9 protein-coding genes and 1 pseudogene are annotated in these 10,052 nt (G+C 40.8%); 5 read left to right on the top strand and 5 right to left on the bottom strand.

Annotated elements, in window-relative coordinates; genetic code table 11:
• Nucleotides 1-133: 133 nt before the first annotated feature.
• A complete protein-coding gene (locus HT678_RS10290; protein ID WP_172924979.1) occupies nt 134-1,984 on the bottom strand; it encodes a nucleoside-diphosphate sugar epimerase/dehydratase in 1,851 nt (616 codons plus the stop codon).
• Between the two features lie 53 nt (nt 1,985-2,037).
• Nucleotides 2,038-3,182: pseudogene (locus tag HT678_RS10285) on the bottom strand (glycosyltransferase family 2 protein).
• 57 nt (nt 3,183-3,239) lie between these two features.
• Between HT678_RS10285 and HT678_RS10280 the strand changes: the two are divergent.
• The 5 genes from HT678_RS10280 to HT678_RS10260 all read left to right on the top strand — a co-directional run bounded on the left by HT678_RS10280 (nt 3,240) and on the right by HT678_RS10260 (nt 7,482).
• Nucleotides 3,240-4,406 carry a CynX/NimT family MFS transporter gene (locus HT678_RS10280; protein ID WP_138704740.1) on the top strand — a complete coding sequence of 389 codons (1,167 nt, stop codon included), beginning with the start codon at nt 3,240-3,242 and terminating at the stop codon, nt 4,404-4,406.
• Between the two features lie 138 nt (nt 4,407-4,544).
• Nucleotides 4,545-4,871: a PadR family transcriptional regulator gene (locus HT678_RS10275; RefSeq protein WP_138701588.1), complete on the top strand. Its 327-nt coding sequence runs from the start codon at nt 4,545-4,547 to the stop codon at nt 4,869-4,871.
• Nucleotides 4,858-5,451 carry a DUF1700 domain-containing protein gene (locus HT678_RS10270; protein ID WP_172924977.1) on the top strand — a complete coding sequence of 198 codons (594 nt, stop codon included), beginning with the start codon at nt 4,858-4,860 and terminating at the stop codon, nt 5,449-5,451. Before HT678_RS10275 ends, HT678_RS10270 begins: the two co-directional genes overlap by 14 nt.
• Nucleotides 5,444-6,355, top strand: coding sequence for a DUF4097 domain-containing protein (locus HT678_RS10265; protein ID WP_138701590.1), 912 nt, complete (start codon nt 5,444-5,446; stop codon nt 6,353-6,355). Before HT678_RS10270 ends, HT678_RS10265 begins: the two co-directional genes overlap by 8 nt.
• Before the next feature lie 62 nt (nt 6,356-6,417).
• Nucleotides 6,418-7,482, top strand: a complete 1,065-nt coding sequence (locus HT678_RS10260; protein ID WP_172924975.1) for a DUF6574 domain-containing protein — start codon at nt 6,418-6,420, stop codon at nt 7,480-7,482.
• A 223-nt stretch (nt 7,483-7,705) separates the two neighbouring features.
• On the opposite strand, the gene HT678_RS10255 is transcribed toward HT678_RS10260, so the two are convergent.
• The 3 genes from HT678_RS10255 to HT678_RS10250 all read right to left on the bottom strand — a co-directional run bounded on the left by HT678_RS10255 (nt 7,706) and on the right by HT678_RS10250 (nt 9,827).
• Nucleotides 7,706-8,566, bottom strand: coding sequence for a DUF4299 family protein (locus HT678_RS10255; protein WP_172924973.1), 861 nt, complete (start codon nt 8,564-8,566; stop codon nt 7,706-7,708).
• 89 nt (nt 8,567-8,655) lie between these two features.
• On the bottom strand, nt 8,656-8,781 hold the full coding sequence (locus HT678_RS11810; RefSeq protein ID WP_001813665.1) for a hypothetical protein: 126 nt from the start codon (nt 8,779-8,781) through the stop codon (nt 8,656-8,658).
• Between the two features lie 59 nt (nt 8,782-8,840).
• Nucleotides 8,841-9,827, bottom strand: coding sequence for a rhodanese-related sulfurtransferase (locus tag HT678_RS10250; protein WP_172924970.1), 987 nt, complete (start codon nt 9,825-9,827; stop codon nt 8,841-8,843).
• Nucleotides 9,828-10,052 lie beyond the last annotated feature (225 nt).

Here is a 10,052-nt window from a genome sequence, read left to right as displayed (position 1 = left end):
CGAAGTCAGTAACATATATCTACGGCAAGGCGACGTTGACGTGGTTTGAAGAGATTTTCGAAGAGTATAAGTCTCTACATAACAAAACGCATATTACCAAGGTTCAAAACTTGATAATATGCGTTTTTCTTTTTTATTCAACGTGGGTTGTTTGATTGGCAAAGGCGATAATAGCTTGCTTCAACTCATCTCCGCTGAGAGTGCAGAATTCTTCAATCTTTTGATTGATGGCTTCTAGAGGCATGACATTGACCTTACCAACGAAAATCTTATCCATAACTTGGTTATCAACAAGTTCGGTTGATACCAAGAGTTCTTCGTAAAGTTTTTCACCTGGGCGGATTCCAACTTCAACGATTGGAATTTCGCTTTCGGTGTGCCCACTTAGAAGGACCATTTTCTTGGCCAAGTCATAGATTTTGACTGGTTTGCCCATATCAAGGATAAAGACTTCCCCATCCTTGGCATAAGCACCAGCATGGATAACCAAACGGCTAGCTTCTGGAATAGTCATAAAGTAACGGGTCATGCGGAAGTCTGTCACCGTTACAGGACCACCTTCAGCAATCTGGCGTTCAAAGACTGGAATGACACTACCACGGCTACCAAGAACATTTCCAAAACGAACTGCACAGTAGGTCGATTGGCTACGTTGGTTAAAACCAGTGACAATCAACTCAGCCACGCGCTTGGTTGCTCCCATAACATTTGGTGGATTAACCGCCTTATCTGTCGAAATCATAACCATCTTAGGTACTTTGGCTTCATCAACAGCTCTAGCAACATTGTAAGTTCCGCGGATATTGTTCTTGAAGGCTTCTTTTGGATTGCGCTCCATCATAGGAACGTGCTTGTGGGCAGCCGCATGATAAACAATAGCTGGCTTGTACTGCTCAAAGACTTGCAAGAGACGGTCATAGTCTTGAATATCGGCAATCACTGGCACATAATCAATCCCTTGGAACTTGCGAATCAATTCATGATAAACAAGGTAGATTGAGTTTTCCCCATGACCGAGCAAGACAATGCGTTCAGGATTGAAGCGACTAACTTGACGACAGATTTCAGAACCGATTGAACCTCCAGCTCCTGTGACTAAGATGGTCTTACCTGTCAGTTCTGCACCCAGACGCGATTCGTCAAGACGAATTTCCTGACGACCCAAAAGGTCTGTGATATCAATCTTCTGGAAGCCTCCACCTGCTGGGTGAAGTCCTTGAACAACCGTTTCAACATTAGGCATCTTGTAACATTTGACATCCAGCTTATTACACATCTGCAAGATACGCTCATATTCTGACGGGTCAAGCGACGGAATTGCAACGATAATTCGCTCGATTTGATGGCGTTTGGCTAATTCAGGCAGATTGTCATAAGAGCCTAAAACAGGGATACCACCAAGTTTTTGACCCTTTTTCTTAGCATCCTTATCCAAAATACCAACAAGTTCCCAATCACTGGTTGGGTGTTGGTAACTGTTCATAAAGAGGGCTCCGCCATCACCAGCACCAATCAAGAAGGTTCGACGGTGTTCTCCATCGCCACTTCCTTTTTTGCGTCTAGAGTAGATTAACTGCCAAGTAATCCGTGGCAATAAAATCAAGAAGGTACTCAACAAGATAAAGAGAATGATGAAACGGATGGAGAAGAGTGGCAAGAAGGCATAGCAGATTCCATAAGACAAAACACTGCTGGCAGTCACACCAAAAAAGATTTTCATGAAATCCGTAATCTTGCTGTAACGACTAATACTAGCATTCAACCCCCAAAAACCAATCATCAATTGATAGAACAGAAAGGCCAAACTCGTATAGATAATGTAGTCAACAGGTGCTGGATTAATCAGCCCATAAAATAAAATATAAGATACAATGATCGAAACCACCATACTGAAAATATCAAATATTCCCCAGAAAACCTGCTTTTGTTGTTTATTTAAAATTTCCACCAGATCAATCACATAATCTGTTAGTTTTTTATTCATGTCAATCTACTCCTCCTTAAAAGAGTTTTACTATATTGTTATTGTAGCACATTTTAATTTATTTGGCTTATTTTTCCAAATAAATTACTGTTCCCTTGTACTCTTTCTTCCATTTAAATCCTCTAATTAAACCTACAATCGTTCCAAGGCCATAAGCAAAGTGAATGGAAAATAAAAGAAAGGGCATCACAATTAGAAATCCATTTTTATGTTTTAATAAAGTCAGCAAAGTGAGTAGTGATAAAAGTAAAAAATAGGCGCCTAATAGTAAAGTTATGAATACGAATGTGATCGGTAACAATGCTAGACTAAACACAAGACTCAAAACAAATAAACAAGGAACATAGTGAAATAATGATAAACACTTAAACTGAACATGACTTGTCAAGCCAATCCACAAACCATTTGAATACTTTTGATGCAGCATTTTCTTGAATGTTGGTCGAATATACTGATAAGATAGAATACTTGGGCTATAGCGGATTTTATAACCATGTTCTCGAATTCTATAATGAATATCATTATCTTCAGTTCGGCCAAGTTGCTCATTTACTAAACCAACCTTCTGGAAAACCTCTCGTTTATACATCCCATGAAAAATAGAAGAAACATATCTATCCTCGGCACTATTTCGATAATTGGCAATGCTACTGCCAAACATATTTTCCTCAACAAGATGCAAGGTCTCTGCCCATTTTCCTTTTCCTTCGACAATCGTCGGTCTAGGCCCCCCACAGACAAATTCACCTTGTTGAATAATAGCCACATTGTTCATTACAAAAGTCTCAGTAACTTTTGAATGAGCATCAATTTTTAAAATAAGGTCCCCTACAGAATGTTTAACTCCCAGGTTAAAACCACTAGCTTGATTTTTCTTAGGATTGTTATACAATCTAATTGAGTTAAACTCTGTATCTTCCTTTATCAATTGCTGAATGATAGCTGTGGTCCCATCTGTGGACATAGCATTTATAAATAGAATTTCAATATTCTCTTTAGGATAGGTTTGATTTTTTAAGTCTTCAATTAGACCAGGCAGATATTTTTCTTCATTGTATGCACTGATTACAATGGATACGAGAAGACTTTTAACATTTTGAGTCACTACTACTCTCCTGAATTTTTCCTTCCACCATTCTATCATAATTTTCAAGACTTTCCCATTTTTATCTTGAAAGCCAGAAACCTTACTTGACATTATAGTGAAAAAGCCTTAAAATAAGCTGTTATTAAAATCAGCTATAAGAGGTATTATATGAAAAAGCAATCACTCTTTTTTGTTCCAGGTATTATCCTGATTGGTGTTTCCTTGCGAACTCCTTTTACTGTTTTACCCATTATTTTGGGAAATATTTCGCAAGGTCTAGAGGTAGAAGTTAGTTCGCTTGGTGTCTTGACCAGCCTGCCTCTCCTTATGTTTACCCTCTTTTCACCATTTTCTACCCGACTGGCTCAGAAAATCGGCTTGGAGCATCTCTTCACCTACAGCCTCTTCTTCTTGACCATCGGCTCACTTATTCGACTAATCAATCTGCCCCTGCTCTATCTAGGAACCTTGATGGTTGGGGCAAGTGTCGCAGTCATCAATGTCCTGCTTCCTAGTCTTATCCAAGCCAATCAACCAAAGAAAATTGGTTTTCTGACCACCTTATATGTAACCTCTATGGGGATTGCAACGGCTCTGGCTTCCTATCTAGCTGTGCCCATTACACAAGCCAGTTCTTGGAAAGGACTTATCCTCCTCCTCACGTTACTCTGTCTAGCAACTTTTTTGGTCTGGCTCCCAAATCACCGCTATAATCATAGACTAGCTCCACAAACCAAACAAAAAAGTCAAATAAAGGTCATGCGTAATAAACAGGTTTGGGCAATTATTATCTTTTCAGGTTTTCAATCCTTGATCTTTTACACCGTCATGACCTGGTTACCTACCATGGCTATCCATGCAGGCCTATCCAGTCACGAAGCTGGCTTGCTGACTTCTATCTTATCTCTGATTAGCATTCCTTTTTCAATGACCATCCCAAGCCTGACAACCAGTTTATCTACTCGCAACCGTCAGCTCATGCTCACTCTGGTTTCACTAGCTGGTGTGGTCGGCATTTCCATGCTCTTTTTCCCAATCAATAATTTCATTTACTGGCTTGCCATCCATCTCCTCATCGGAACCGCAACCAGTGCCCTCTTCCCTTATCTCATGGTCAACTTTTCACTCAAGACAAGCGCCCCTGAAAAGACAGCCCAATTGTCCGGCCTATCTCAAACAGGAGGCTATATCCTAGCAGCCTTTGGGCCAACCCTCTTTGGTTACAGTTTTGACCTGTTCCACTCTTGGGTACCATCTGTAGCTGCCCTCTTGCTCATCGATATCCTGATGACTGTGGCCCTCTTTACAGTGGACAGAGCGGATAAGATCCTTTAAACTTCTAGTTTTAGCTAGAAGTTTTTTATATATAAAAATTTTACACATTTCTCTTGACAGGGCTTTCTTTTAGATGTACAATGTATGTGTAGAAAAATTATATATAAAAATCTTACACATTAGAAAAGGAGGTTTCCCATGTACTTTCCAACATCCTCTGCCTTGATTGAATTTCTCATCTTGGCTGTACTGGAGCAGGGTGATTCTTATGGTTATGAGATTAGCCAAACCATTAAGCTGATCGCTAATATCAAAGAATCCACACTCTATCCCATTCTCAAAAAATTGGAAAGCAATAGCTTTCTGACAACCTATTCTAGAGAGTTCCAAGGTCGCATGCGCAAATACTACTCCTTGACAAACGGTGGTATAGAACAGCTCTTGACCCTAAAAGATGAATGGACACTCTATACAGACACCATCAATGGCATCATAGAAGGGAGTATCCGCCATGACAAGAACTGAATACCTGACTCAGCTAGAACTCTATCTCAAGAAACTACCTGAAGCTGACCGTATCGAAGCCATGGACTATTTCAGGGAACTCTTTGACGATACTGGAGTCGAAGGAGAAGAAGAACTCATCGCTAGCTTGGGAACTCCCAAAGAAGCGGCCCACGAGGTTCTCTCCAATCTTCTCGATAAAAAAATCAATGAGGCACCCGCTCAAAAGAATAACCGACAAATTTTGCATATCGCCTTGTTAGCTCTCCTTGCAGCACCCATCGGTATTCCTCTGGGAATCGCCATCCTCGTGTCCCTGTTCGCAATCCTTGTGGCAGCCTTGACTGTCATCTTGACTTTCTTTGCGGTTTCCATACTTGGTATCATCGGCGGATTCCTATTTTTAGTTGAAAGTTTCACTGTTCTCGCCCAAGCCAAATCAGCCTTTATCTTGATTTTCGGTTCTGGTTTACTAGCCATCGGTGCTTCTTCGCTAGTTTTACTAGGTATTTCCTATGTAGCCCGCTTCTTCGGTCTACTCATTGTTCGCTTGGTGCAATTTGTTCTCAAAAAAGGAAAGAGAGGTGACCAGCATGCGTAAATTGACAAAAGGATTTCTCATTTTTGGTGTGGTGACTACCGTTGTCGGCTTTATCCTGCTCTTTGTAGGTATCCAATCTGACGGGATTAAGAGCCTACTTTCCATGTCCAAAGAACCTGTCTATGATAGCCGTACGGAAGAGCTAACCTTTGGCAAGGAAGTCGAAAACTTAGAGATCACTCTCCACCAACACGCGCTGACCATCACAGACTCTTTCGATGATCAAATCCACATTTCTTACCATCCATCACTTTCTGCTCACCATGATCTTATCACCAATCAGAACGATAGAACTCTGAGTCTCACTGATAAGAAACTGTCTGAAAGTCCATTTATCTCTTCTGGAATTGATGGGATTCTCCATATTGTAAGTAGTTCATCTAATCGTTTTAATGATGTCATCATCGGACTACCGAAAGGGAGAACTCTAAAAGGGATCAACATCTCAGCCAATCGCGGACAAACCACCATCATAAATGCTAGCCTTGAAAATGCGACCCTCAATACAAACGGCTATATCCTCCGAATTGAAGGAAGTCGTATCAAAAACAGTAAACTCACAACGCCCAATATCGTTAATATCTTTGATACAGATCTTACAGATAGTCAGCTAGAGTCAACAGAACATCACTTCCACGCTGAAAATATCCAAGTCCATGGTAAGGTTGAACTGACTGCCAAAGATTATCTCCGAATCATCCTAGACCAGAAAGAAAGCCAACGAATTAACTTGGACATCTCAAGTAACTACGGTTCTATCTTCCAATTCACAAGAGAAGAGCCTGAATCAAGAGGTACGGAATTAAGCAACCCTTACAAAACTGAAAAAACCGATGTCAAGGATCAACTCATTGCGAGATCTGATGATGATATTGAGCTAATATCCACCCCAAGCAGGCGTTGACAAAAACGCTTACATCTGCTACTATAGAAGCATATTTATCTAACTAAAAAGGAGGTTCTACCATGAAACAAGAATGGTTTGAAAGTAATGATTTTGTAAAAACAACAAGCAAGAACAAGCCTGAAGAGCAAGCTCAAGAGGTTGCAGACAAGGCTGAAGAAACGATAGCCAATCTCGATACACCAATTGAAAAAAATACTCAGTTAGAGGAGGAAGTCTCTCAAGCTGAAGTCGAATTGGAAAGCCAGCAAGAAGAGAAAATTGAAACTCCTGAAGACGGTGAAGCGAGAACAGAAATAGAAGAAAAGAAGGCATCTAATTCTAGTGAAGAAGAGCCAGATCTTTCTGGAGAAACAGAAAAAGTCACTATAGCTGAAGAGAGCCAAGAAGCTCTTCCTCAGCAAAAAGCAACCACGAAAGAGCCTCTTCTTCTCAGTAAATCTTTAGAAAGTCCTTATATCCCCGACCAAGCTCCAAAATCTAGGGATAAATGGAAAGAGCAAGCGCTTGATTTTTGGTCTTGGCTAGTGGAAGCAATCAAATCTCCTACGAACAATCTTGAAACAAGTAGCACACACAGCTATACAGCCTTTCTCTTGCTCATTCTGTTTTCTGCATCTTCCTTTTTCTTTAGTATCTACCACATCAAACATGCTTACTATGGACATATAGCAACTATAAACAGCCACTTCCCTGAACAACTAGCTCCTTTAACTCTCTTTTCTATCATCTCTATCCTAGTAGCGACAACACTCTTCTTCTTTTCATTCCTCTTGGGTAGTTTCGTCGTGAGACGATTTATCTACCAAGAAAAGGACTGGACGCTGGAAAAGATTCTCCAACAATATAGTCAACTCTTGGCAATCCCAATCTTCCTCACTGCTACTGCTAGTTTCTTTGTCTTCTTTGATAGCCTACGATTTACAGCCCTCTTGTGTGTGATTAGTGTTGGAATCATTCTGCTTGCTAGTCTCCATATCATTACAAGACCAAGTCAAGCAAGTGAAACCGACTCCTTCTATCAGTTATTCTTATCTGTCCTTGTGAACGGAGTCATTATCCTCCTCTTCTTTGTAGCTGAAGTCGCACTGATTGGAGATTATCTTCGTATCTTGGCCTTTCTTTAAACTTCATACTCTTCGAAAATCTCTTCAAACCACGTCAGCTTCGCCTTAGCGTAGATATATGTTCCTGACTTTGTCAGTCTTATCTACAACCTCAAAACAGTGTTTTGAGCAGCCTGCGGCTAGCTTCCTAGTTTGCTCTTTGATTTTCATTGAGTAGCAATCCTGTCTTCTATGGCAGGATTTTTTATATGTAAAAAAGCAAGTCGATTGACCTGCTTCTGCTTTACTCTTCTTGTGCTAATGTTTTAAAATCTTGTCCTAGAATGGGTTGCACTTCTATTTGATTGGCATCTAGTTGGTGGTAAGATGCTGATGGTAGTGACTCTAGGAATTTTGCATAGTCCAAGCGAGCGATAGCTTCATAGTCTTCTGGTTTAGAGCCATCTCCTGTAATTTGAACCAAGTCGATCTCCCACTGGACTTCCTTATCCACCAATTGCTCCATATAGGCTACAGGAACAAATGGTTCTCTCGGTAAAACAGTCTTGACTCCTTGAGCCAGATGGTAAACGCCATGCACTTGCCCTTCTCCATCCTGATAGAAGGAAACTCTTGCAAAGTAAGCATCGGTCTCTTGAACCGCACGTACACGTGCTTCAAACTGAGCCAAGCCGTCTTCCTCTAAAAAGCTTTTTAAGTCCTCATGACTAAAGAAAACAGGATTAAAAATTCCTTGGCAAATCGTAAAACGGGCTGCAGTGTCTGTCAGATAGGCTTGAATACTTGCTTGGAAATAAGCTTCAAAGTCAAAGCCATCTAGTCCTTCAATATCAGTCCCTGTATAAGCAAGCAGGGCATCTAAAAATGACTTGATGATTTCCCAGTCTGTCTGCGTTAGTAGGTCAGGAAGATCGACACGGTAAGCCTTTTGACCATCAGCATAACTGACCTTAAAGAGAAATTGTGATTGCCCCACTATCGCACACTCGATATACTCAAGACGGTTAAGAGGCTGACGGAGATAGACTGCATCATAGCTATGTGACTCCAAACCATCTACCAAGGCCAAGATCGACTTGGCAGTCAAAATCTCCTGTTCTCCTAAAATGCTCTGTTTATTTGGAATAAAAAATGTTTTCGCCATAACTGGACTCCTTTGAAATCGTTTACATACAGTATACCTTATTTTTCTGAAAGATACAAAAACAAACTTTATACTCTTCGAAAATCTCTTCAAACCGCGTCAGCTTCGCCTTGCCGTAGATATATGTAACTGACTTCGTCAGTCTTATCTACAACCTCAAAGCAGTGCTTTGAGCAGCCTGCGGCTAGCTTCCTAGTTTGCTCTTTGATTTTCATTGAGTATTAGATTTTTGAGTACAAAGCATAGAAAAACAGCCCCTGAGGACTGTTTGATCTTATACAGTAGCTGCTTGATCCAAGCTTTCACCGATAGCGGCTAGGCGCTCGATTACTTCAGCTTGTGTCAATTCATTTTTTGAAACATAGCGGTTACGTGGGTGAACACGGCACTCGTGTGAGCATCCACGAAGGTACTTGTCTTCATTTTCTTCTGATGTCAAGATACGACGGTTACAGAAGGGATTTCCACAGTTGACATAACGTTCACATGGTGTTCCATCAAACCAGTCTTTCCCTACGATGGTTGGGTTGACATAGTTGACATCAACAGCGATACGTTCGTCAAAGACGTACATTTTCCCATCCCAAAGCTCACCTTGAACTTCTGGGTCTTTACCGTAAGTTGCAATTCCTCCGTGCAATTGGCCGACATCTTTGTAGCCTTCACGAACCATCCAGCCTGAGAATTTCTCACAGCGAACCCCACCTGTACAGTAAACCACGACGCGCTTGTCCATGAATTTTTCCTTGTTATCACGGACCCATTGTGGTAACTCACGGAAGTTGCGAATATCTGGGCGAATAGCTCCACGGAAATGTCCTAGGTCGTACTCATAATCGTTACGTGTGTCAAGGACAACGGTATCTTTATCAAGAAGCGCTTCTTTGAACTCTTTTGGAGACAAGTAAGCACCTGTTGTTTCAAGTGGGTTGATGTCATTGTCAAAGTCGTTGTCTTCCAAACCAAGGTGGACAATTTCTTTCTTGTAGCGAACAAACATCTTCTTGAAGGCTTGTTCATTTTCTTCGTCAATCTTGAACCAGAGATCTTCCATACCTGGGAGGCTGTGAACGTAGTCCATGTATTTTTGAGTTGTTTCATAGTCACCTGAAACTGTTCCGTTAATTCCCTCGTCAGCGACTAGGATACGGCCTTTAAGGCCGATTGCTTTACAGAAAGCCAAGTGGTCTGCAGCAAATTGCTCTGCATTTTCAATTGGAGTATAAAGGTAGTAAAGTAAGACACGAATATCTTTTGCCATAAGATTTGTTCTCTTTTCTATTCTTAAATTTTCTAAATTTTTTATTTATCCATACTAGTATACCTGCTTGAGAAAACGAATGCAATTTATTTGACTGGAAATTGTAGAGGATTCTCGAAATTTCCTGAATGGTTATACTCTTCGAAAATCTCTTCAAACTACGTCAGCTTCACCTTGCCGTAGGTATATGATACTGACTCTGTCAGTTCTATCCACAACCTCAAA

The organism is Streptococcus sp. 3167 (genome assembly GCF_013277175.1).
Classification (GTDB): Bacteria; Bacillota; Bacilli; order Lactobacillales; family Streptococcaceae; genus Streptococcus; species Streptococcus pseudopneumoniae.
The sequence above is the reverse complement of the archived record's forward strand: the minus strand, read 5'-3'. Positions and strand labels throughout refer to the sequence as shown.

Excerpts from the sequence above, each read along its gene's own strand:
- HT678_RS10270 (WP_172924977.1), top strand. The coding sequence starts at position 4,858 with ATGACAAGAACTGAATACCTGACTCAGCTAGAACTCTATCTCAAGAAA.
- HT678_RS10260 (WP_172924975.1), top strand. The coding sequence starts at position 6,418 with ATGAAACAAGAATGGTTTGAAAGTAATGATTTTGTAAAAACAACAAGC.
- HT678_RS10265 (WP_138701590.1), top strand. The coding sequence starts at position 5,444 with ATGCGTAAATTGACAAAAGGATTTCTCATTTTTGGTGTGGTGACTACC.
- HT678_RS10250 (WP_172924970.1), bottom strand. The coding sequence starts at position 9,827 with ATGGCAAAAGATATTCGTGTCTTACTTTACTACCTTTATACTCCAATT.
- HT678_RS10255 (WP_172924973.1), bottom strand. The coding sequence starts at position 8,566 with ATGGCGAAAACATTTTTTATTCCAAATAAACAGAGCATTTTAGGAGAA.
- HT678_RS11810 (WP_001813665.1), bottom strand. The coding sequence starts at position 8,781 with ATGAAAATCAAAGAGCAAACTAGGAAGCTAGCCGCAGGCTGCTCAAAG.
- HT678_RS10290 (WP_172924979.1), bottom strand. The coding sequence starts at position 1,984 with ATGAATAAAAAACTAACAGATTATGTGATTGATCTGGTGGAAATTTTA.
- HT678_RS10280 (WP_138704740.1), top strand. The coding sequence starts at position 3,240 with ATGAAAAAGCAATCACTCTTTTTTGTTCCAGGTATTATCCTGATTGGT.
- HT678_RS10275 (WP_138701588.1), top strand. The coding sequence starts at position 4,545 with ATGTACTTTCCAACATCCTCTGCCTTGATTGAATTTCTCATCTTGGCT.